18 protein-coding genes and 1 pseudogene are annotated in these 21,482 nt (G+C 66.3%); 10 read left to right on the plus strand and 9 right to left on the minus strand.

What is annotated here, in order from left to right:
• The first annotated feature begins 8 nt into the window (after nt 1-8).
• Entirely contained in the window at nt 9-770 is a 762-nt protein-coding gene (locus G9C89_RS10090) for an amino acid ABC transporter ATP-binding protein (RefSeq protein WP_172147740.1), read from the plus strand.
• 75 nt (nt 771-845) lie between these two features.
• Here G9C89_RS10090 and G9C89_RS10095 read toward each other — a convergent pair whose 3' ends face one another.
• Together G9C89_RS10095 and G9C89_RS10100 are read right to left on the minus strand one after the other, a co-directional pair.
• Complete coding sequence (locus G9C89_RS10095) at nt 846-1,895, minus strand: alkene reductase (protein ID WP_172147741.1); 1,050 nt, start codon at nt 1,893-1,895, stop codon at nt 846-848.
• A 61-nt stretch (nt 1,896-1,956) separates the two neighbouring features.
• Nucleotides 1,957-2,259 carry an ArsR/SmtB family transcription factor gene (locus tag G9C89_RS10100; protein ID WP_172147742.1) on the minus strand — a complete coding sequence of 101 codons (303 nt, stop codon included), beginning with the start codon at nt 2,257-2,259 and terminating at the stop codon, nt 1,957-1,959.
• 129 nt (nt 2,260-2,388) lie between these two features.
• On the opposite strand from G9C89_RS10100, the gene G9C89_RS10105 reads away from it, so the two are divergent.
• Complete coding sequence (locus G9C89_RS10105; RefSeq protein ID WP_172147743.1) at nt 2,389-2,973, plus strand: acyl carrier protein phosphodiesterase; 585 nt, start codon at nt 2,389-2,391, stop codon at nt 2,971-2,973.
• Between the two features lie 69 nt (nt 2,974-3,042).
• Here G9C89_RS10105 and G9C89_RS10110 read toward each other — a convergent pair whose 3' ends face one another.
• Nucleotides 3,043-5,760, minus strand: a complete 2,718-nt coding sequence (locus G9C89_RS10110; protein ID WP_172147744.1) for an HAD-IC family P-type ATPase — start codon at nt 5,758-5,760, stop codon at nt 3,043-3,045.
• A gap of 132 nt (nt 5,761-5,892) precedes the next feature.
• On the opposite strand from G9C89_RS10110, the gene G9C89_RS10115 reads away from it, so the two are divergent.
• Nucleotides 5,893-6,741, plus strand: coding sequence for a universal stress protein (locus G9C89_RS10115; RefSeq protein WP_172147745.1), 849 nt, complete (start codon nt 5,893-5,895; stop codon nt 6,739-6,741).
• Between the two features lie 49 nt (nt 6,742-6,790).
• On the opposite strand, the gene G9C89_RS10120 is transcribed toward G9C89_RS10115, so the two are convergent.
• Together G9C89_RS10120 and olsB are read right to left on the minus strand one after the other, a co-directional pair.
• A complete protein-coding gene (locus tag G9C89_RS10120; RefSeq protein ID WP_172147746.1) occupies nt 6,791-7,561 on the minus strand; it encodes a lysophospholipid acyltransferase family protein in 771 nt (256 codons plus the stop codon).
• A gap of 78 nt (nt 7,562-7,639) precedes the next feature.
• Nucleotides 7,640-8,398, minus strand: coding sequence for an L-ornithine N(alpha)-acyltransferase (gene olsB, locus G9C89_RS10125; protein ID WP_172147747.1), 759 nt, complete (start codon nt 8,396-8,398; stop codon nt 7,640-7,642).
• A gap of 153 nt (nt 8,399-8,551) precedes the next feature.
• Here olsB and G9C89_RS10130 point away from each other — a divergent pair, with 153 nt between their 5' ends.
• From G9C89_RS10130 to G9C89_RS10160, 7 genes are all read left to right on the plus strand, one after another.
• A complete protein-coding gene (locus G9C89_RS10130; RefSeq protein ID WP_172147748.1) occupies nt 8,552-9,442 on the plus strand; it encodes an acyl-CoA dehydrogenase in 891 nt (296 codons plus the stop codon).
• Nucleotides 9,443-9,752: 310 nt separating this feature from the next.
• Complete coding sequence (locus G9C89_RS10135) at nt 9,753-10,871, plus strand: serine hydrolase domain-containing protein (RefSeq protein ID WP_172147749.1); 1,119 nt, start codon at nt 9,753-9,755, stop codon at nt 10,869-10,871.
• Nucleotides 10,868-11,206 (plus strand): amidase, encoded by a 339-nt coding sequence (locus G9C89_RS10140; protein ID WP_172147750.1) that lies wholly within the window; start codon nt 10,868-10,870, stop codon nt 11,204-11,206. Before G9C89_RS10135 ends, G9C89_RS10140 begins: the two co-directional genes overlap by 4 nt.
• 123 nt (nt 11,207-11,329) lie before the next feature.
• Nucleotides 11,330-12,487 carry a phospholipase D-like domain-containing protein gene (locus tag G9C89_RS10145; protein WP_172147751.1) on the plus strand — a complete coding sequence of 386 codons (1,158 nt, stop codon included), beginning with the start codon at nt 11,330-11,332 and terminating at the stop codon, nt 12,485-12,487.
• A 113-nt stretch (nt 12,488-12,600) separates the two neighbouring features.
• Nucleotides 12,601-13,182, plus strand: a complete 582-nt coding sequence (locus tag G9C89_RS10150; RefSeq protein ID WP_172147752.1) for a DJ-1/PfpI family protein — start codon at nt 12,601-12,603, stop codon at nt 13,180-13,182.
• A gap of 154 nt (nt 13,183-13,336) precedes the next feature.
• Complete coding sequence (locus G9C89_RS10155) at nt 13,337-13,639, plus strand: ribbon-helix-helix domain-containing protein (protein ID WP_172147753.1); 303 nt, start codon at nt 13,337-13,339, stop codon at nt 13,637-13,639.
• A 315-nt stretch (nt 13,640-13,954) separates the two neighbouring features.
• On the plus strand, nt 13,955-14,296 hold the full coding sequence (locus tag G9C89_RS10160) for an FKBP-type peptidyl-prolyl cis-trans isomerase (RefSeq protein ID WP_172147754.1): 342 nt from the start codon (nt 13,955-13,957) through the stop codon (nt 14,294-14,296).
• 133 nt (nt 14,297-14,429) lie between these two features.
• Here G9C89_RS10160 and G9C89_RS10165 read toward each other — a convergent pair whose 3' ends face one another.
• The 4 genes and pseudogenes from G9C89_RS10165 to G9C89_RS10180 all read right to left on the minus strand — a co-directional run bounded on the left by G9C89_RS10165 (nt 14,430) and on the right by G9C89_RS10180 (nt 21,273).
• Complete coding sequence (locus G9C89_RS10165; protein WP_172147755.1) at nt 14,430-15,098, minus strand: DUF1326 domain-containing protein; 669 nt, start codon at nt 15,096-15,098, stop codon at nt 14,430-14,432.
• A gap of 37 nt (nt 15,099-15,135) precedes the next feature.
• On the minus strand, nt 15,136-16,518 hold the full coding sequence (locus G9C89_RS10170) for an FAD-binding oxidoreductase (RefSeq protein ID WP_172147756.1): 1,383 nt from the start codon (nt 16,516-16,518) through the stop codon (nt 15,136-15,138).
• 72 nt (nt 16,519-16,590) lie between these two features.
• Complete coding sequence (locus G9C89_RS10175; RefSeq protein WP_172147757.1) at nt 16,591-19,794, minus strand: ATP-binding protein; 3,204 nt, start codon at nt 19,792-19,794, stop codon at nt 16,591-16,593.
• A gap of 361 nt (nt 19,795-20,155) precedes the next feature.
• Nucleotides 20,156-21,273, minus strand: a pseudogene (locus G9C89_RS10180) (S1C family serine protease).
• Nucleotides 21,274-21,482 lie beyond the last annotated feature (209 nt).

Genomic DNA, 21,482 nt, shown 5'->3' on the forward strand with positions numbered 1-21,482 from the left:
TTATTTCAATGTCTGTAGCAAACAAACAAACCAGCGCTGAGCCGATGATCCTGATGGAGGGCGTGCACAAGTGGTACGGCGAGTTCCACGTGCTCAAGGACATCAACCTGAACGTGAAGCCGGGCGAGCGTATCGTTCTCTGCGGTCCGTCCGGTTCCGGCAAGTCCACCGCCATCCGCTGCATCAACCGTCTGGAGGAACACCAGCAGGGGCGCATCGTGGTCGATGGCACCGAACTGACCCATGACCTCAAGCACATCGAGGCGGTACGCCGCGAAGTGGGCATGGTGTTCCAGCACTTCAACCTGTTTCCGCACCTGAGCGTGCTGCAGAACTGCACCCTGGCGCCGATGTGGGTGCGCAAGCTGCCCAAGCGTCAGGCTGAAGAAGTCGCCATGCACTTCCTCGAGCGCGTGCGCATCCCCGAACAGGCCCTCAAGTACCCGGGGCAGCTGTCCGGTGGCCAGCAACAGCGCGTGGCGATTGCCCGGGCGCTGTGCATGAAGCCGAAGATCATGCTGTTCGACGAACCGACCTCGGCACTCGATCCGGAAATGGTCAAGGAAGTGCTGGATACCATGATCGGCCTGGCCGAAGACGGCATGACCATGCTCTGCGTGACCCACGAGATGGGCTTCGCCCGCACCGTGGCGAACCGGGTGATCTTCCTCGACAAGGGCGAGATCGTCGAACAGGCCGATCCCGAAACCTTCTTCAACAACCCACAGAACGAGCGCACCAAGCTGTTCCTCAGCCAGATCCTGCACTGAGGACCTGCTGCAATGAAAAAAGGAGCCCTCGGGCTCCTTTTTTCATTTCAACGCATCGGGCATGCCGCAGCAGCGTTACAGCCGTGGGTAATCGATATAGCCGACCGGTCCTGCGCCATAGAAGGTGTGCGGCTGCGGCTCATTCAACGGGGCGTCCGCGGCGAGGCGGGCGGGCAGGTCCGGGTTGGCGATAAAGGGGATGCCGAAGGCCACGGCATCGGCCTTGCCACTTTCCAGCCAGGCGTTGGCCTGGGCCTTGGTGAAACGCTCGTTGGCGATGAACACGCCACCGAAGGCTTGCTTGAGGGCCGGTGCCAGGCTGTCATCGGCTTCCTTCTCGCGGGCACAGATAAAGGCGATGCCGCGTTTGCCCAGCTCGCGGGCAATGTAGGTGAAGGTCTCGGCGCGGTTGCTGTCGCCCATGTCGTGGCTGTCTGCGCGCGGCGCCAGGTGCATGCCGACCCGGCCGGCACCCCATACCGAAATCACCGCATCGGTGACTTCCAGCATCAGTCGCGCACGGTTTTCCAGGGAGCCGCCGTAGCGGTCGCTGCGCTGGTTGGTGCTGTCCTGGAGGAACTGGTCGAGCAGGTAGCCGTTGGCGCCGTGGATTTCCACGCCGTCGAAACCGGCGGCCTTGGCGTTTTCCGCCCCCTGGCGATAGGCCTCGACGATATCGGCGATTTCCTCGGTTTCTAGGGCACGCGGGGTGACATATTCGGTGATCGGGCGTACCAGGCTGACATGCCCGGCCGGCGCGAAGGCACTGGGCGCCACCGGCAGTTCGCCGTTGAGATAACTGGGGTGGGAGACGCGCCCGACATGCCACAGTTGCAGGACGATCTTGCCGCCATTGGCATGCACCGCCTTGGTGATATTGCTCCAGCCGCGCACCTGGGCGTCGGACCAGATGCCGGGGGTGTCCGGGTAGCCGACGCCCATGGGCGTGACCGCGGTGGCCTCGCTGATGATCAGCCCGGCGGAGGCACGTTGCACGTAGTACTCGGCCATCAGCGCGTTGGGTACACGGCCGGCGTCGGCGCGGGTGCGGGTCAGCGGCGCCATGATGATGCGGTTGTTCAGTTCCAGGTCACCGATCTTGATCGGGTCGAAAAGTGTCGGCATGGGGTGATTCTCCATCGGCGGGCATGCCCTGAGCGTGCGTTCAGGCGCAGGGGTAGGGTGGTTAAAGTTCGTGACTGATATGGCGCAGAAAGTCCTGGATGGCGTCCTCGTTGCGCTTGAAGAAATGCCACTGGCCGACCTTCTTGCTGGTCACCAGGCCGGCCCGTTGCAGGGTCGCCAGGTGGGCCGAGACCGTCGATTGCGACAGCCCGGTGCGCTGGTCGATCTTGCCGGCACACACGCCGATCTCCAGCGGGTGCTCCTGGTCGGCGAAATACGCCTCGGGAGTCTTCAGCCAGTGCAGGATGTCGCGGCGCACCGGGTGGGCCAGGGCTTTGATCACTTCATCGATATCGATGGGCATTGGTGTCGTTTCCAGGGTTGCCGTCGCGCCATTTCGCGATGGGGCGAACTGTATATCGGGTTGAGGCGATACACAGATCGTTTACGCCGATAGTGCTCATTGCCCGCGCTGATGTGTAAGCTCTGGCCAATGAACTACCTCGCTCATCTGCACCTTGGCGGCGACGCGCCGGCGCAACTGCTCGGCAGCCTGTATGGCGATTTCGTCAAAGGCCGGCTGGCCGGACAGTGGCCCGCGGATATCGAAGCCGCGATCGTCCTGCATCGGCGCATCGATGCCTTTACCGACAGCCACGCGCTGCTGGCCCAGGCCCGTGCGCGCTTCCCCGCCGAGCGGCGGCGCTATGCCGGGATCCTCCTGGATCTGTTCTTCGACCACTGCCTGGCGCGCAATTGGCCGGATTACGCCGACGAGCCGCTGGCGCAGTTCACCGGGCGGGTGTATCGGGTCCTGGCCGACGAGCCGGTTTTGCCTGGGCGCCTGGCCCTGATCGCACCGCGCATGGCGGCCCAGGACTGGCTGGGCAGTTACCGCGAGTTTGCCGTGCTGGAGCAGGTGCTCGCCGGCATGGGCCGGCGGCTGTCGCGGCCGGGCGTGCTGGACGGCAGCCTGGGTGAACTGGAGCGCCTGTACCGACCGCTGAGCGAAGATTTTCGCCAGTTTTACCCCGAGCTGATGGCCTTCGCCCGTGGCGAGTTGCGCGGCGAGCCGTAGCCTGGATGCAAGCCGGCGCGCCCTGCGCCTGGGCGCCACGGCTGGTAGGGTGTGCCGCGCGCGCCGGGTTCAACCCGGCGCATGGGGATGCAGGTGAAAGCGGCGGATCACTGCCTTCTCCAGTTCCGCCACGCTGAACAGCAGCAAGCCGGCCAGCAGCACGCGCAGCCATTCGCCGCCACTCAGTGCGCTGGAACCGAATACCTGCTGCATGGGCGGTGCATAGGTGAACAACAGTTGTAGCGCCAGGCACACGGCGATGGCCAGCAGCACCTTGGGGTTGCCGAGCAAGCCTTCGCGATTGAGTACCGAGGCGAAGATATGCCGGCTGTTCAACAGGTAGAACATCTCGCACATCACCACGGTGTTGACGGCCATGGTGCGCGCGCTTTGCAGGTTGTTGCCGTGCTGCAGTTCCCAGAGAAACAGGCCGAGGGCGCCGCCCATCATCAGCAGCGAGACCATCAGTACGCGCCAGACGAAGAAGCCGGTGAGCAGCGGCTCGGCTGGCGGGCGTGGCGGTCGAATCATCAGACCTTGCTCGGACGGTTCGAAAGCCAGGGCCAGGGCCAGGGTGATGGAGGTGACCATGTTGATCCACAGCACCTGGGCCGGGGTCAGCGGCAGATTCAGCTGGAACAGGATGGCGGCGATCACGATCAAGGCTTCGCCGCCATTGGTGGGCAGGACGAACAGGATGAATTTCTTCAGGTTGTCGTAGATCGCCCGACCTTCGCGCACGGCCCCGGCGATGGTGGCGAAGTTGTCGTCGGTGAGGACCATTTCCGCCGCTTCCTTGGCCGCCTCGGTGCCCTTGTGGCCCATCGCCACGCCGACATCCGCGCGCTTCAGTGCCGGCGCATCGTTGACCCCGTCGCCGGTCATCGCCACCACTTCGCCGCTGGCCTGCATGGCCTGCACCAGGCGCAGTTTGTGTTCCGGGCTGGCGCGGGCGAACACCTCGATGCCGGGTAGCAACTCGCGCAGGCTACGTTCGTCGAGCAGTTCGATTTCGGCGCCGGTCAGGGCCGGCCGGCCAACCCCGATGCCCAGTTGCGCACCGATGGCGCGGGCGGTTTCGACATGGTCGCCGGTGATCATCTTCACCGCGATGCCGGCGCTGCGGCATTCGGCCACCGCGGCGATGGCCTCTGCGCGTGGCGGGTCGATGATGCCGAACAGCGCCAGCAGGGTGAAGCCCTGTTCCACATCGGCAAAACTCAGGCTGCGTTGCTCGGCAGCGGCCGGTCGGCTGGCAATGGCCAGCAGGCGCAAGCCATGGGCGGCCAGGTCAGTGGCCTGGCGCCGCCAGTAGTCCGCATCGAGTGGCTGGTCGCCGTCGCCAGTGCGTTGCTGGCTGCACATCTCCAGCAGGCGCTCGGGGGCGCCCTTGAGGTAGATCAGCCCATGACCGCTATGGTCATGGTGCAGGGTGGCCATGAAGCGGTGTTCCGCCTCGAAGGGAATGGCGTCGCTGCGCGGCAGCTCGGCCTGCGTCTCCAGCGCGGCGAGGCCCATTTTCAGGGCCAGGGTGGCGAGTGCGCCTTCGGTCGGGTCGCCGTGCAGCAGCCAGTCGCCGGCGGCGTCTTCTTCCAGCCGGGCATCGTTGCACAACAGCGCCGCGCGGCCGATCTCGAGCAGGGGCTGGTCGATTTCCAGGGGCGCGCCAGCGAGATGGAAGCCTCCGGCGGGTGCGTAACCGACTCCGCTGACGTCGATGATGCGATCGGCGCTGACCAGCCGTTGCACGGTCATCTCGTTGCGGGTCAGGGTGCCGGTCTTGTCCGTGCAGATCACGGTGACCGAACCGAGGGTTTCCACCGCCGGCAAGCGCCGCACAATGGTGTTTTGCCGGGCCATGCGCTGCACGCCGAGGGCCAGAATCACCGTCATGATCGCCGGCAATCCTTCGGGGATAGCCGCGACGGTCAGCGCCACCACCATCATGAACATCTGCTCCGGATCCTGCTCGCGCCACAGGGTGCCGAGGGCGAAGGTGACGATCGCCAGGACCAGCAGGGCCACGCTCAGCCAGCGGCTGAAGCCGTCGATCTGCCGCAGCAGTGGGGTGGTCAGCGGCTGCACCTGTTGCAGCATGCTGCCGATACGTCCCAGTTCGGTGGCCGGGCCAGTGGCCACCACCAGGCCGAGCGCCTGGCCGCTGCTGACCAGGGTGCCGGAGTAGGCCATGCAGCGGCGGTCGCCGAGCACGGCGTCGGCGGCCGCGCGGGCGATGGATTTCTCCACCGGCACCGACTCGCCGGTCAGCGCCGCTTCCTCGACGACGAAATTCTTCACCCTGAGCAGGCGCAGGTCGGCGGGTACCTTGTCCCCGGAAACCAGGGCGACGATATCGCCGGGCACCAGCTGTTCGGCGGGGATTTCCCGGCGTTCGCCATCGCGCAGGACCATGGCATGCAGCGACAGCATGTCGCGAATGGCGTCCAGGGCGTGCTCGGCCTTGCCCTCCTGAATGAAGCCGATCAGTGCATTGATCAGCACCACGACGAGAATTACCGCGGTATCCACCCAGTGCCCGAGCAGGGCGGTGACCGCCGCCGCGGCGATCATCATGTACAGCAGCAGGTTGTGAAATTGCAGCAGCAGGCGCAGCAGCGGGCCGCGGCGCCTGGGCGGCGGCAGGCGATTGGCCCCGTAGCGTTGCCGGCGGCTGGCGATCTCGCCCGCGGCGAGGCCCGTCGGGTTGCTGCCCAGGCTGTCGAGCGCCTGTTGCGTATCGAGGGCGTGCCACTCCGTTGCGGCGTGAACGGGTGGTCGGGTGTCCATTCAGGCATCTCCATGCTTGCACTGTGGGCACAGTAGCCTTATTCACGGGGCATGCGCTGATCTGCATCAAAACCGCCGGGCATGTTTTGCGGTCGAATGTTCAGACACGCACAGCCTGGCACGGTGAACGAGATGATCAAGCTACTGGTGGCAACCGACCTTTCCCCACGTTCGGCGCATGCCGTGCAGCGTGCCTCCCGCTTGATCGAAAAGCAGGGTGGTGGCGACTGGACCCTGGTTCATGTGGTCGACGACGAGGCGCCGCAGGACTTCGTCGCCGAGCATGTGCGGCGGGTCGAGCGCTTGCTCGACGAGCAGGCGCAGCAACTGGCCGTCCAGACCGGTAGCCGGCCGCGGGTGCTGGTGAGCAGCGGCGCGGTCGAATCGATCATCTTCGAGGCGTGCCTGGGCATGGATGCCGACCTGCTGGTGGTCGGCTGCCACCGCAAGACGCCGCTGCGCGACTTCTTTCTCGGCACCAGTGTGGAGCGCCTGATCCGTGGCAGTCACCTGCCGGTACTGCGCGTCGCGCAACCGGCCGCTGCCGATTACCAGCATGCCTTGGCGGCGCTGGATCTGTCGCCCGGCGCCGTGCAGGCCATGACCAGTGCCCAGCGGCTGGGCCTGCTCGATCCGCAGCACTGCACGGTGCTGCATGCCCTGGAACCCTTTCCCATGGGCATGCTGACGGAGGCGGCGATCAATCATCACTTGCTCGAAACTCAGGCCAGGGAGGCCTTGCTGAGCCTGCTTGGCAACCTGCATGACGCCGGTTTGACCCTGCCCGATGGCTGCGTGCGGGTGCAGGATGGCGAGCCCCGGCAGCTGATCGCCCAAGAGCTGCAGGCGACGCAAGCCGATCTGCTGGTGATCGCCACGCACGGGCGCAAGGGGCTGCCGCGGTTGGTGCTCGGCAGCGTCGCCGCGGCGCTGCTGGCCGAGTTGCCGTGCGACATTCTCTGCGTGCCGCCACAGGGTTGAGAGGCTGTGAAAAAACTCCCGCTACAGCGCTCGATTTTTCACAACTGATTCACGCGGCCCGGGCTTGAGTCTCGCTGTCCACGGCCAGGGCGCTGGCCACGGCTGCGTGGGCACGGCGTGCCAGCTGGTTGCGATTCAGCGTGGTGCTGGCAATCGGCTGGAGCAGGCGGATCTGCACGTCGATAGGGTCACTGGCGAGCAGGCGCAACAGGTGCGAGAGCATGTCGTCGTCACCGATAAAGGGCGTGATCATGCACGGCTGGCCGTCGCGCAGGTAGCGGATGGCGACCGGTTGCAGCGCCACCCCGGACTCGATGGCGCTGCTCAGCAGGCGACCGTGGAAGGTGCGCAGGACCTGGCCGTCGCTGGTGGTGCCTTCCGGGAAGATCAGCAGCGGTCGGCCCCGTCCCAGATAGTGGCCGAGTTGCTGGTTGAGCAGGCTGCTGTCGCCCGCGCCGCGGCGGATGAACAGGGTGCCGGCCTGGTGCGCCAGCCAGCCGGCCAGCGGCCAGGAACGCACCTCGGCCTTGGACAGGAACGACAGTGGGGCGAGCATGCCGAGCAGCGGAATATCGGTCCAGGAGATGTGGTTGCTGACCCACAACATCGGTTCCTGCGGCAGTTCGCCGTGCACGCTCAGGCGGAACGGCAGGGCATTGCTCAGGCGCGCGAAGAACCAGCGGCTCATGCGCTGACGCAGGCCCATCAGGTCATGCCGCAGCAAACGCTCGAGCAGACTCACCACCCCGGCCAGCAGGGTGACCAGGCCGATGATGGCGAGCAGGTGCAGCATTCGCAGGTACAGGCGCAGCTTCTTCATCGGGTACTCCAAACCGGGCGGGCGACATGGCCCGGCACTGTCTACACAGCGCCGGGCGATCCTGCAAGTCATGTTGGTTCAGACCGCCGCCTTGAAGTGGCGGGCGTAGCGCGGGCAGAGTTCGTCGCGCTTGAGCAGGATGAACACATCGGCCACCTGGAAGTCCGGATCCCAGCAGGGCTCGCCGCAGATCTTCGCGCCCAGGCGCATGTAGGCCTTGAGCAGCGGTGGCAGCTCGGCAATGACGTTGCTCGGCACCTCCCGGGCCGGCAGCGGCGTCTTCGGCTCGGCCCGCAGGTGTTCGGTGCACAGGTAGCGTTCGCGCAGGCGCTGCATGATCGCCTGGGCCTGGATGCCGCCGTCCTGCATGGAGATGCTGGCGCAGCCCATCAGGTAGCGGTAATCGCCCTGATTGAGGACTTCGGCCAGTTCGCCCCAGAGCACGGCGATGGTGGCGCCGTTGCGGTAGGCGCTATCGACGCAGGTGCGGCCGATTTCCAGCACTGGGCCTTGCAGGTGCGGCAGGCCGTGCAGGCTGAATTCCTCTTCGCTGTAGAAGCGGCCCAGGCTGGCGGCGGCCTGATGATCGAGCAGGCGGGTGGTGGCCACCAGCAGGCCGCTGTTCAGGTCACGCACGCCGATGTGCTGGCAGTGAAGGTCGTAGTCATCCATGTCCAGGCCGAACTCGGCACCCTTGAGCTTGGCATCGAATTCGGCGCTGAACACGCGAAAGCGCAGGGCCTGGGCTTCACGCAGGGCAGCGGGGCCGACTAGCCGCTCGGCTTGCAAGCGACGTGCTGGGGTGGTGCGGTCGCGGGTGATTGCCATCTGGGTCATGCCGTCATCTCCGTTGGCCGGCTTTTTTGCCTTGCAGCCGGTCGATCTTGTTGGGCAAGCTCAGGCTAGGTAGCAGCGGTGTCACCCCTGTGAAGTTTTGGTGATGCTTGTGTGACAGCCGCCTGCCACTCCATCCCGGTCGAGGAACTGCGTATGCCCTGGCAAATCCTGTTGCAAACCCATCAACGCCTGCCGGCCGCCGACAGCCTGGAGGCCTGGTATGCCGCGCTGCTGGCGCGGCTGGGCAGGCTGTCGCCATTCGAACTGGCCTTGCTCGGCGGGCGACTGGCGGCTACCCCGGGGCTGGCCTTCCTCGCTGGCTATCAAGGTGCGCTGCGGGTGCTCTGGCCTGGCGCGCCCTGGTCGCTGGGCGCGCTCTGTGTCACCGAGCACAAAAGCGTGCGCCCGGCGGATCTGCAGACCCGCCTGAGCGACCTGCTGCTGCATGGGCGCAAGGATTTCGTCACGGCAGGCGATGCCGCCGACTGGCTGCTGGTCGCCGCCCGCGAAGAGCCGCCGGCGCAACCGGTGCGGCTGGCCCTGGGCGTGGTGCGCAATGGCAATCCCGGGGTGCGCATCGAGGTGCTGCCAAGCCTGCCCCTGATGCCCGATATCGGCCACGCCCGCCTGCATCTGGATGGCGCCCACTGCGAGCGCCTGGCCGGCGATGGCTGGGACGACTACGTGAAGCCTTTTCGCAGCATCGAGGACCTGCACGTCCTCACCGCCGTGGGCGCCTGGCTGTATGGCGTGGGGCAGGACTCTAACTGGCCGCAGGCAGTGCAGTTGCGCCTGCTCGGCCTGCTCGCCGGCTGCGCCGAAGTGGCCCGGCAAGGCCCGAGGCAAACCGCCACGCACCTGCTGCTGGCCGGGCTGTTTGCCCAGTTCGAAGCACTCGACGCCGAGTTGCCCACGGCCTTTGCCGCAGGGCCGGCGGACTGGGCCGCCTTGTGGCAACGCGACCGCGGCCTGCTGTCGATCGGCGGCTCCGCACGCGGCAAACGCCTGGCCAAAGCCCAGGCCGCCTTGGGCCTGCAGCCGTAGCAGACCCCGCCGCGTCTACGACGCCGCGCTGTCGCGCAGCAAACCATGTAGGAGCCAGCTTGCTGCGGTTCGGCGCTCCGACGATGCTTTTGATCAGCAAAAGTCATCGGGACGCCGGATCGCCAGCAAGCTGGCTCCTACAAAAACGTCATAACCCATTAAATCAATGGCATGCGGGTTGTCTGATCAGAACCAGGGAGACGCCTGGTCCTTGCTCGCGATGCTGTCGCCTGCGCACCAGAAACACGCGCTTTTTAGCGTCATCGACGGCGTGCTAGGGTGGCGTTTGGTCATCCGCGGAGGCACTGCAATGCCCGTATCCCTGCTGCATCGGCTCGGTTTGAGCCTCGCCATGGCGGGCGGCGCCGGCCTGGTCCAGGCCGAAAGCTGGCCGGCGGCCGATTGGGCGCTGGAGCCGGTGCCTGCGAGCCCGGCCATCGCCGAACTGGAGGCCTATGCCTTTCCCGCCCGCGACGACGAAAACCGCACGGGCGTGCGCACCGATGCCTTGCTGGTCGTCCGCGATGGCCGGGTGGTTTACGAGCGCTACGCCGGGCCGACTCGAGCCGACACCCCGCACCTGACCTGGTCGATGAGCAAGAGCCTGCTCGCCACCACGCTGGGCGTCGCCTACGGCCAGGGTCGCTTCCAGCTCGATGCGCCAGTGGCGCAGTATTACCCGCCGTTTGCCAGGCACCCGCGGATCAAGGTCGGCCATCTGCTCAACTGGGCCTCGGGCCTGGACTGGCACGAAGACTACGAATACGCGCCGCTGAAGTCCTCGGTGGTGGCCATGCTCTATACCCGTGGTCGCTCGGACATGGCGGCCTTTACCGCGGCGCACGCCGCCGCTGCCGAGCCTGGCGCACGGTTTCGCTATTCCAGTGGCGACAGCAACGTGCTGGCCGCCGCGCTGAAGGGCATGGTCGGCGTCGAGGCCTATGCGGATTATCCCTGGAACGCGCTGTTCGAGCCGCTCGGCATCACCTCGGCGGTCTGGGAAACCGATGCCGCCGGCACCTTCGTCGGCTCGTCCTACGCTTACATGAGCGCCCGTGATCTGGCCCGCATCGGTCTGTTGATGCAGCGTGATGGCCGCTGGGGCGAGCAGCAGGTGCTGCCGCAGGCCTGGGTCGCGTTCAACCGCACGCCCTTGGCCAGCTACCAGGCGCAGAGCGCCAAGGCGGGTGACGCCGTGCCGGGCGGGCACTGGTGGCTGAACGCCGAGCTGCCGGGCGCGGCCAGACCCTGGGCGGATGCGCCGGCCGATGCCTTCGCCGCCCTCGGCCATTGGGGCCAGGGGCTGTATGTGTTGCCGACAGAGAAACTGGTGATCGTGCGTTACGCCGATGATCGCGACGCCAGCTTCCAGCACAACCAACTGCTCAAGCGGGTCAGCGCCGCCTTTGCCCGCGAGGTGCAGCCATGATCCGCCGGCGTCCGTTGCGCACGCTACTGCTGGCGATCGTCCTGCTGCTGGTGGGGCTCGGCTGGCAGAATCGTGCGCACCTGCAGGCCTTCCCCGACATCATCGGCGCCTACACGGCCAAGGAATATTGTTCCTGCCGCTACGTGATGAACAACCCCGCGCCATACTGTGAAGGTTATGTGAGCCAGTACGTGCCGGTCAGCCAGTTGCTCGATGATCAGAGCCGCAAACGGGTCACCGCCAGCGGCCTGGGCCGTAGCCACAGCGCCATCTGGCTCGGCCCGCGACAGGGCTGCCAGTTGCTGCCCGCCGTGTTAATCCCGCCACAGCCGTAAGCGACTCGGCGCAGCGGGCTTTGCAAGGCTGCCACGGGCGACTATCGTGGCGGGCTGGACGCTCAACCTACGGGGACTTATGCGAATCCGCCTGACCTGCTCCTTGTTGCCGGCTACGTACTGATGCCAGGGATGGTTTTCCCCTGGCGCAACGGCAACCAATTTGCCTTGCTCAACAATGGCCCGACATTCTTCCCGCGGATGATCAAGGCTATCGACGAAGCTCGCGAGCTGGTCGCCTTGGAGCTGTACCTGGTGGCCAGTGGCGCCTGCATGGAAGTCCTGTTGCAAGCCCTGTGCGCAGCGGCGCAGCGCGGTGTCGCAGTGCGTTGCCTGTTCGATGATTACGGCTCCCAGGCACTGCTGCAGATCGATCGTCGGCGCCTGAGCGCGGCCGGCGTGCAACTGCGGCGCTACAACCCGCTACGCTGGCGCCGCGGCATGCGCAATTTCTATCGCGACCACCGCAAGCTGTTGCTGGTCGATGGCCGGCTGGCCTTTATCGGCGGCACCGGCGCGACCGATCAGTTCTGGATCCCCGGCGAGGCGGATAGCACCTGGCGCGAGGTCATGGTGGAGATCGCCGGGCCGCTGGTGACGGACTGGCAGGCGTTGTTCGACCGACAGTGGCATGCCCTGCATACACGCTTTGCCTGGCGACCGCGAGCGACGCCCGGGCTGAAACGCTTGCCGCTCTCGCCGCCAGTGGGGCAGGGCCTGGGCCGGGTGGCCTACGCCGACGCCCGCCAGCACCGCGACATCCTGCAGTCGCTGGTGCGTGCGTTGCGCGGCGCCAAGCAACGCATCTGGCTGGCCACGCCGTATTTCCTGCCGACCTGGAAAGTTCGCCGCGCCTTGCGCAAGGCGGCCGAGCGCGGGGTCGAGGTGCGCCTGCTGCTGAGCGGCCGCCACACCGACAATCCGCCGGTGCGCTATGCCGGCCAGCGCTACTACCCGAAGCTGCTCAGGGCTGGGGTGCAGATCTACGAATACCAGCCACGCTTCCTGCACCTGAAAATGGTCCTGGTGGACGACTGGATCAGCATCGGCTCGTGCAACTTCGACCACTGGAACCTGCGCTTCAATCTCGACGCCAATGTGGAAGCGCTCGACCCGGAGCTGACCGCCGCCGTGGTCGCCAGCTTCCAGGCGGATTTCGCCGACAGCCTGGAGATCAGCCAGGAATTCTGGCACGCCCGGCCCTGGTGGCGACGCGTGCAGGAGCGCCTGTGGGGCTGGCTGGATCGGCTGGTGGTGAACCTGCTCGACCGCCGTCGCTAGCAGTCCGACGTGCGGGCATGTTTCCTGGCGATGTAGTCCTAGGCTATTACCTGTCCGCTGGATGGCGCGCGGATACTGGTTGCGCGCCCTCAACCCGTTACAGGAGAAAGCTCATGGCTGCGAAAAAGATTCTGATGCTGGTCGGCGACTATGTCGAAGACTACGAAGTGATGGTGCCGTTCCAGGCCTTGCAGATGGTGGGCCACAGCGTGCATGCGGTCTGCCCGGGCAAGAGCGCCGGAGAAACCGTGCGCACCGCCATCCACGACTTCGAGGGCGACCAGACCTACAGTGAAAAGCCGGGGCACAACTTCGGCCTGAACTTCGACTTCAGCCAGGTCAAGGCCGACGATTACGACGCCCTGCTGATTCCCGGCGGCCGCGCCCCGGAATACCTGCGCTTGAATGCCGAGGTGCTGGCCCTGGTGCAGGCCTTCAATGCCGCCAACAAGCCGATCGCCGCGGTGTGCCATGGCGCCCAGCTGCTGGCCGCTGCCGGTGTGCTCGATGGCCGCGAATGTAGTGCCTACCCGGCCTGCGCGCCGGAAGTGCAATTGGCCGGTGGCCGCTACATGGAGATCGCCGTGGACCAGGCCCATGTCCAGGGCAATCTGGTCACCGCCCCGGCCTGGCCCGCGCATCCGGCCTGGCTGGCCGGCTTCCTCAGGCTGCTGGGCACCCAGATCAGCCTGTAGACTGCAAACCCGTAGGAGCCAGCTTGCTGGCGATCCGGCGTCCCGGCGATATTTGTTGATCAAAAGCATCGTCGGAGCGCCGAACCGCAGCAAGGACTACGCGTCTCCCTGGCTCCTACCCACGACCCATCTCCCGACCGAGGAAAGGCATGCCATGTGCGAGCTCTATGTCAAAGCCGACCCCATCCTCTACGAATCCCGCTCGCGCTCGCTGCGCATCCGCGGCGTGGTCACCACCCTGCGCCTGGAAAACCAGTTCTGGGACATCCTCGCCGAGATCGCCGCGGTCGACGGCATGACCACCAACCAGCTGATCAGCAAGCTCTACGACGAAGTCATGGACTACCGCGGCGAGGTGGTGAATTTCGCCTCCTTCCTGCGCGTCAGCTGTACGCGTTTTCTCAGCCAGCGACCGAGCAATGTGCGCGAGCTGTCACTGGCGCAGCGGGCACAATAACCAGGCAGGCACAGCGGATACTGCGCGATTCTGGTTGCCGTGGCTTGTGCAGCCAACTGAAAGGCCAGGTTGCTGTTGCGTGTGGCCCAAGCAAGTCGTGCTGTTTGCCGGAGCGCAGGGGACGCCTGGTCGTTATCCACGAAAGCCGCGAAACCTGAAATTTTTGCCGGGTAGCCCCATCCAGTCTCGATCCTGCTGCGCGAGCTGGCGGCTCGTCTGGCGGCATTGCCGCCGACGGCCGAGTGATGCCGGCAACAGCGTTCTTGCGCCGAGTGGATTAAACTCGCTTACCAGGCAGGACAACGGAGGCGGGTGATGAGCGGCGAATTAAAGATCGAAGATATTCGGGTGGGTGAGGGCAAGGCAGTGGTCAAGGGCGCCCTGATCACCACCCAGTACGACGGTTTTCTCGAAAACGGCACCAAGTTCGACTCCTCCTACGATCGCGGCAAACCCTTCCAGTGCGTGATCGGCACCGGACGCGTGATCAAAGGCTGGGATCAAGGCCTGATGGGCATGAAAGTCGGCGGCAAACGCAAACTCTTCGTTCCGGCCCACCTCGGCTACGGCGAAACAGAGTTCGGCCCCCATATCAAGCCCAACTCCAACCTGATCTTCGAGATCGAACTGCTGGAAGTGCTGACCCGGGACGATTGATAAGGGCCTGCAGCGACCCTTGGGTTTCGGACCTTCGGCAGATGGTCTTTCGTGGGGGCTGGCTGGACCCGGCCAGTGTCTACCTGTCAGCTTGCGCCCAGACACTTTTCCCGACTCCGGCCTCTGCCGGATGTCACCCGCCAAGCCATGCCGTGAGCCTCGATCTTTCGCGGACCATGCCCTCCTGGTTGAAGTGGTGAATGCAGAAATGCGCCCATGAATCCTCGAACGCCATCGCCATGTCGCCCGTCACCGAGGTCGTGCCTTGGCCGATCTCCGCGTAGGTAAACTCGAAACTGCCGCGCGGGCGCGCCAAGGCAATGTGGAACGGCTCACCGGTGAACTCGTTGATGATGGGTCTGCCGCTGCTCCTCATGAGGCCGGGTATGTCGACTGTGGCGGTTCTGAGTTCCAGGTTCGCCTCGAGCTGTATCGGCAGGAATAAGGTCGCGCAAGACTCCGCGCAGGTGGTCGCGAATACGGCGAACAGATTGCTCAAGGGTGCGCAGGCGCCGCCCGAGATAATGGTTTCCAGGGCAACCCGTTGAGCGGCATCGGCACGTTCGTCGATGATGATCTGACGTTTGCCGTTTCCGTCCTTGATCTCGCCGGGCCACTTGTACAGCGCCGCCCACTTCAGCCCCGCGAGCGGTGTATCGTTGAAGTGGCCTGCCACGAGGTTGCCGACGAAGGCCGACTGGCAATAGCCGTGGGTACTCGGCAGGTTGAACTGGCAGCCGCAGTTCACCGCGCAACTGCAGTTGTCATAGGTTTCGCTTTTGAACAGCCATTGATCGCTCATGTCGTCGATGCTCCTGACTGGATGACCGTCGTGCGTCTCAGCGTCCCTGCGCTGGAACGATGTTCTGATTGATGTGGAAGAGATTGTCCGGGTCATAGGTCGCCTTCACCGCCGCGAGCCGCTGGTAGTTGGCGCCATAGTTGGCCGGCGCCCGCTGGTCGTCGTCGCTGGACATGAAGTTGACGTAGCCCCCATCGCCGCCCGAGTGGGGATGAATGGCGGCGTAGTAGTCCTTCACCCACTGGATGTTGGCCTGGTTGTCGGCAGGGTCCGACCAGACTCCCACTATCACCGGGGCGAAGCTCTTGTCCCGGTGACCGAACGCGGTCTCGTTGGCGCCGACCCGCTGCGCCGCACCGTTGATCGGATGCAGGTGCATGCTCGAGCTGATATTCGGGGTCTTCCTGCCATGCGCGAGGTGAGCAGCGATCGCCGCGTCGCTCAGCTCGGTGATGAAGTCTGCTTTCCAGTAATGCTGCAGGCCCTTCGGCACCAGGCCGTCGAAGGCGCTTTGCAGGGCCGGGAACGGCATGACGCCGACCTGCTCCGCCTTCACTTCGGCGGCGTCGCGTAGTGGCTTGAGCACTCGTGCAGCCTCCTCGTGTGGACCGTTCCAGCAGGTGACCAGCACGCAGAACAGATCCCCGACCCGGTCCGCGGGGATAAACGGCAGGGGCGGGGCAATCTGCCAGCCGAAAAAGCAGCCGAGCTGTTCGGGCGCAGCCGCAATGTATTCGCGGTAGCACTGCAGGACCGCCGCGGCATCGGCGTACTCGTAGAACAGCGGGCCGCCGACGATGTCGCCGACCTCGTGGAGCTGAAACTCGAAGCTGGTGACGACACCGAAGTTGCCGCCGCCGCCGCGCAGGGCCCAGAACAGATCTTCGTTCTGGTAATCGCTCGCGGTGACCTGCCGGCCATCGGCGAGCACGACATCGGCCGCCAGCAGGTTGTCGATGGAGAGACCGACGCTGCGGGTCAGGTAGCCGATGCCGCCACCCAGCGTCAGGCCGCCTACGCCGGTTGTGGAGACGACGCCGCCGGGCGCGGCCAAGCCGAAGGGATAGGTTGCGTGGTCGACATCACCCCAGGTCGCGCCGCCCCCGACCCGGGCGATCTTCTTCAGCGGGTCGACTCGCACGCTGTTCATCCTCGACAGGTCGATGACCAGGCCGTCATCCACCGTGCCGAAGCCGGGAACGCTGTGTCCGCCACCGCGAATCGCCAGGTCGAGGCCGGCGTCGCGGCCAGCCCTGACCGCGGCCATCACGTCGGCCGAATCCACGCAGCGGATGACGGCGCGGGGTCTGCGGTCGTGCATGGCGTTGTAGACGGCGCGTGCGTCGTCGTAGTCAGAATCGGACGGGCTGATGACGCGCCCCCGTAACCTTTCGCTCAATGCCTTGATGATGTCGCTCATGGGTTGATCCTCCGGGTGCTTCGCTGTTTCGTCTTGAGCGTGCGCCCTCGGGCGTTCCCAAAGCGTTCCCGCTCAACCGGTCTCGCTCAGAAAGCCGCTGGCTGCCCGGAACGCCGGGAGATCGTGGCCCGACGGAAGGCTCGCGAGGAGGTCGCCAAGCTGCTCGCGCAGGGTCTGATCGGGAAAGCGCCTGGCGAAGGCGTGCAGCGCCCGCAGCTCCAGCCAGCCCGCCCCTTGAGCGCTGGCGGTCGCGACGGCATTGCGCAGAGAAGCGGCGGCGGCTTCGGTTTCCCCGCAGCGATAAGCCAGCTCACCGTCGACTCGCCACAGCTCGGCCTCGAGATAGCGCTGGTTGCAGCGCCGTGCCCAGGCGAGGGCCTCGCGTGCGGCGGCGCGTCCCTGGCGGAACTCGCCGAGCATGCCGCGAGCCCGGGCGAGGAGCAGCAGGGTGTAGGTCAGGTGGAGGGTCTCCCCTTCGGCACGCGAGCGCGCCACCGAGCGCAGGATCTTCTCGATGCCACCCGCCGATCCCGCGCAGACGTCCAGCCAGCCCCGCAGGGCTTCCAGGACGACCATGAGGTAGCGGTCCGAAAACCGCTGCCAGAGACGCTCGGCGTCCGCGAGGAGCTCGGCGAGGCGGGCGAGATCTTCGGATTCGGCCGCGACGATCGCCGCGTAAGTGATCACGTAGCCCAAGGTCATCAGATGATCGAGATCCACGGCGATCTCAAGTGCAGATCGGGATGTCTGGCCGGCCCGGCCGGCATCTCCGGCCCACAGCTCGACCCAGGCCAGCCGTACCAGGCAAACTGCCTTCGGGTCCTGGGCGTACAACGCCAGATGCTCGTCGCGATGGGATAGGTCATAGGCTTCGATAGCGCCAACGAGATAGTGGCGGGCTCTGGCCAGATCGCCGCGCCAGAACGCGCTCACGCCGAGGAGATAGCGGCCCTCGGTCCTGGCGACCGGATCATGACTCTGATGCTCGAGAAGGGCCCGAGCGAGTTCATCGCAATCGTCGAAGCGGCAGCCCTGCAGCCGGGCGAGGCCGAGACCACGGAGGATCGGCGGTGCCACCGGGCGGCGCAGCTTGCGGCACAGGGCAAGGGCGCGCTCGTAGAGTTGGTGGGCAGCCTTGGAGCCGTAACCGTTGCGGGCCACAAGGGGGGAGCCGAGGGCGATCCGGATGTCGAGCTCGCGTGCATCGCGCTCGGGTGCCGGTGGCAGCTCCGCGAGCAGGGCGAGCGCGCGCTGCAACAGGCTGACCGCTTCCTCGAGGGCCGACACGGCCACCGCTCGGCGCCCCGCCACGCGGTAGGCATCGATCGCCGGTTCGAGCATCCCGGCCTGGTCGTAGTGGGCAGCCAGCTGCGGGCTGGCCGCGTCGAGGTCGCCGTGGTGCTCGAGCGCGATCGCCGCGGCGACCGCCCGGTGCAGTTGACGGCGGCGCGCCGGGCTGACCATCTCCAGGGCGACCGCGCGCAGCTTGTCGTGACTGAAATCGTAGCTGAGCCCCTGATCGCGGATGATCCGCCGGCGCCAGAGTTCGTCGACCTGATCGACGAGCTCGTGCTCATCGATCCCCGCGGCCGAGACCAGCAGAGCGACCGAGAAGGGCCGCCCGATGACGGCCGCCACCTCGGCCAGTCGCCGCGCGCCGTCGCTGAGTTGGCCCAGTCGGGCGTGCAGCACCGCCCGCATCGTCGGCGTGAGCACGGCTTGACTGCCATCGGAGGAGATCCCGGCGCGAAGCGCCTCGATGACGAAGAGTGGATTGCCTTCGGTCTCGCGCCAGAGTCGCGCCGCCAGTTTCGCATCGATCCTGTTCTCGGCGCGTAGCCGGGCAGCGAGCGTCGCGGTGGTGGCTCGGTCGAATCGCTCGAGTGGCATTGTGGTCACCGCCTGGTCGTGGCCCAGGGCGTTGACGAGTTCCACCAGGGGATGATGCTCCTGGACCTCCTCCCAGCGGGCGGTGCCGACGATGAGGACCGGGGCGGTCTGTCCGCAACGGACCACGAAGCCGATCAACTCGATGGTCTCGGCGTCACACCACTGCAGATCGTCGATGATCAGCAGGCGCTGGCGGTCGCCGGCGACGATGGCTCGGCTCACGGCATCGAACAACCGATGGCGCTGAGCCGGGTCGCCCGACTGGCCCCGTTCGGATGGCCGGGCAAGGTCGCGGAGTTCGGGCAGCAGACGGGCGAGCTCGGCCCTCCAGACCGGGTCGAGCGTGTCGATATGGCTTCGCAGAGCATCGGATCGGAGCAGCTCGACGACCGGCCCCCACGGCAGTCTGCCCGCCGCCTCGTAGGCACGCGCCGATGCCACCGCGTGTCCCTCGGCTCGAACGCGGCGGCCAAGTTCCAGGGCGAGGCGGGACTTGCCGATCCCCGGCTCCCCGGTCAGCAACAGCAGATGTGCCCCACGCTTCCGCGCGCTGTTCCATGCCGCGCAGAGCCACTGCCATTCGCGGTCGCGGCCGACGAAAGGCGATTCGCCGACGGCCAGGCTCTGGCCCTGCACCTCGTCGTGACTGCGGGCGCCGGCCCGCAGCTGTTGGTACAGGGCCGCGATCGTCTCGCCCGGCGCCACCGCGAGGTCGCGCTCGAGCACCTGCGCATAGCGGTGGTAGGCGCGCAGCGCCGCGGCTCTGTCGCCGAGCGCGAGATGGGCTTGCATCTGCACTCGAACGGCCGCTTCGTCGCTCGGCTCCAGGTCGATGATGCGCTGGGCATGCCGGATCGCGGCCTTGTGGTCGTCGCGCCGCGCCGCCGCTTCGGCCAGCCGCACCAGGGCCTCGTACGCCTGCGCTCGAAGTTTCGCTCGCTCATCCAGGACCCAGTCGTCGTAACAAGCCGGAAGGAGATCGCCGGAATAGAGGCGCGCGGCGAGCTCGAAATCACCCGCGGCCCTGGCATCCTGGAACCTCAGCACGTCGACCTCGCTCGGCCCGCTGGCAATCCAGCGCACCGTCTCGTGATCGATCTCGACGAACTCGCCGATGTCGGGAAGGGCATGGCGGAAGTCGTGGAGCAGCTTTCTGAGGTTGGTGCGTGCCTGCGCTTCGTCGGAGTCGGGCCAGAGCTCGAACGCGAGTCGGGAGCGGTGCTGCGGGTCTCTCCGCAACGCGATCAGCGCCAGGAAGCGTTGCAAGCGAAGCGAGTCGAAGGCGCGAAGACGCCGGCCGTCCAGGATGATCTCGACCGCACCAAACAGCCGGACCTGTAACCGCGGCGGCCGTTCGCCACCGACCCCGCTCCTGTCACTCGGCATAGGGCGCCTCCGGTTGCGGTCCAGCCCTGAAAGTCCACAGTCTTTCCCATCTGTATGGCTAACAAGCCGGTCAGCCGCTGGATGAGTGTCGGCTCCGCGTTTCCGCGCCGGCACCGCGGGATTGTATTGTGATGTTCACCGCCCACCTGGCTCAGTTTCATTGTAGGTCCGTTCCCGCGAGCGTTGCCGGGGCGGGCCAAGGATCCAGGCAATCCACCGCTCGACTGCGCGCCGACGCGGGTCCATCCCTCCCTGGAAGGCGGCCAACGAGTGTTCGGCCTTATCCGGTCAATGGGGAATACACAAACTCTCGAACACCCTCCGAAGTTGACTCATCGAACTAACCCAATACGCCACTAGGCTAAGTCCCCGGCTGCAGCGCCACTTCCACCTCGCGCCGCTTGCCGTCAAGCTCCAGCGTCAGTCGGACGATGTCGCCGACCCGGTATTCGTCCAGCCGCGCCAGCAACTGCTCGACCGAGTCGACCGCCTGGTCGTTCACCGCGATGATGATGTCGCCGGGTACTATGCTGCCCTCGGGGAGAGCCTGGCGCCTTTCAGCCCGGCCGCGTCGGCGGCCGAGCCCGGGGCGACGCGCAGGATGATCACGCCCGGCTCCCCGCGCAGCTCGGCGAGCCGCTGGTTGAGCGCTGTGTCCACCTCGATGCCCAGGGCCGGGCGCACATAGCGGCCGCTGCGGATGAGCTGGGGTACCACGCGGTTGACGGTATCCACCGGCACGGCGAAGCCGATGCCGGCGGAGGCGCCGCTGGGGCTGTAGATGGCGGTGTTGATGCCGATCAGGCGGCCGGCGGAGTCCAGCAGGGGCCCGCCGGAGTTGCCGGGGTTGATGGCGGCGTCGGTCTGGATCAGGTGGTCGATGGCCGGCCCGCGCTCTCCGGAGAGGCTGCGGTCGAGGGCCGAGACGATGCCGGTGGTCAGGGTCCAGTCCAGGCCGAAGGGATTGCCGATGGCGAAGACCTTCTGCCCCACCCTGAGGTCGGCGCTGCTGCCCAGCGGCACCGGCGGCTGGAAACTGACGCCGATGCGCAGCACGGCGATGTCGTGGGCGGGGGAGGCGCCCACCAGGGTGGCCTGGAAGCTGCGCCCATCGGCCAGCTTCACCGTGGCCTCGCTGGCGTTCTCGACCACGTGGAAGTTGGTGATGACGTGCCCGGCATCATCCCAGATGAACCCGGAGCCGGTGCCGCGCGGCACGGAGAAGACATTGCGCGTCCAAACGTCCACCACCTGCGCCCGGGGGGTGATGAACACCACCGAGTCGCGCGATCTCTCGAAGAGTTCGATGGTGGTCTGCTCGTCGCCGGCCAGATCACCGCGGGGCGTCACCAGCCGCGGTACGGCGTCCGGCCGGCCAGAGGTCCAGGCGGCGAGATAGGTCCCGCCGCGCCACAGCAGGATCAGCAGTGCGGCGGCCACCGCGAGCCAGAACAATCGAACGAGCAGGCGATCTCCCATGGGGGCTCCTAGCCATTTCCTGCGTTTCGGATTCCGCCGGCCGAGCGCCGAGGGCGCCAGGCCTGCCGTGCAGCGGGAGCTCCCGACGCGGGACCCACCCGCCTCAGACCAACAGCCAGCACGATGATCACTCAGGGCCGGAGTCGATTTACTTGGAAATTGACTCCGGCCATTAATATCCCCGCCTGTCGCGACCATCGGTCTGGAAC

It is taken from the genome of Pseudomonas tumuqii (assembly GCF_013184545.1).
In the GTDB taxonomy this organism is placed as follows: domain Bacteria; phylum Pseudomonadota; class Gammaproteobacteria; order Pseudomonadales; family Pseudomonadaceae; genus Aquipseudomonas; species Aquipseudomonas tumuqii.

Bases quoted from the DNA above. Each gene is read 5' to 3' on its own strand.
- G9C89_RS10170 (WP_172147756.1), bottom strand. From the start codon at position 16,518: ATGAGCGACATCATCAAGGCATTGAGCGAAAGGTTACGGGGGCGCGTC.
- G9C89_RS10095 (WP_172147741.1), bottom strand. From the start codon at position 1,895: ATGCCGACACTTTTCGACCCGATCAAGATCGGTGACCTGGAACTGAAC.
- G9C89_RS10150 (WP_172147752.1), top strand. From the start codon at position 12,601: ATGGCTGCGAAAAAGATTCTGATGCTGGTCGGCGACTATGTCGAAGAC.
- G9C89_RS10090 (WP_172147740.1), top strand. From the start codon at position 9: ATGTCTGTAGCAAACAAACAAACCAGCGCTGAGCCGATGATCCTGATG.
- G9C89_RS10110 (WP_172147744.1), bottom strand. From the start codon at position 5,760: ATGGACACCCGACCACCCGTTCACGCCGCAACGGAGTGGCACGCCCTC.
- G9C89_RS10135 (WP_172147749.1), top strand. From the start codon at position 9,753: ATGCCCGTATCCCTGCTGCATCGGCTCGGTTTGAGCCTCGCCATGGCG.
- G9C89_RS10140 (WP_172147750.1), top strand. From the start codon at position 10,868: ATGATCCGCCGGCGTCCGTTGCGCACGCTACTGCTGGCGATCGTCCTG.
- G9C89_RS10100 (WP_172147742.1), bottom strand. From the start codon at position 2,259: ATGCCCATCGATATCGATGAAGTGATCAAAGCCCTGGCCCACCCGGTG.
- G9C89_RS10145 (WP_172147751.1), top strand. From the start codon at position 11,330: ATGCCAGGGATGGTTTTCCCCTGGCGCAACGGCAACCAATTTGCCTTG.
- G9C89_RS10105 (WP_172147743.1), top strand. From the start codon at position 2,389: ATGAACTACCTCGCTCATCTGCACCTTGGCGGCGACGCGCCGGCGCAA.
- G9C89_RS10130 (WP_172147748.1), top strand. From the start codon at position 8,552: ATGCCCTGGCAAATCCTGTTGCAAACCCATCAACGCCTGCCGGCCGCC.
- G9C89_RS10120 (WP_172147746.1), bottom strand. From the start codon at position 7,561: ATGAAGAAGCTGCGCCTGTACCTGCGAATGCTGCACCTGCTCGCCATC.
- G9C89_RS10165 (WP_172147755.1), bottom strand. From the start codon at position 15,098: ATGAGCGATCAATGGCTGTTCAAAAGCGAAACCTATGACAACTGCAGT.
- G9C89_RS10160 (WP_172147754.1), top strand. From the start codon at position 13,955: ATGAGCGGCGAATTAAAGATCGAAGATATTCGGGTGGGTGAGGGCAAG.
- G9C89_RS10115 (WP_172147745.1), top strand. From the start codon at position 5,893: ATGATCAAGCTACTGGTGGCAACCGACCTTTCCCCACGTTCGGCGCAT.
- olsB (WP_172147747.1), bottom strand. From the start codon at position 8,398: ATGACCCAGATGGCAATCACCCGCGACCGCACCACCCCAGCACGTCGC.
- G9C89_RS10175 (WP_172147757.1), bottom strand. From the start codon at position 19,794: ATGCCGAGTGACAGGAGCGGGGTCGGTGGCGAACGGCCGCCGCGGTTA.
- G9C89_RS10155 (WP_172147753.1), top strand. From the start codon at position 13,337: ATGTGCGAGCTCTATGTCAAAGCCGACCCCATCCTCTACGAATCCCGC.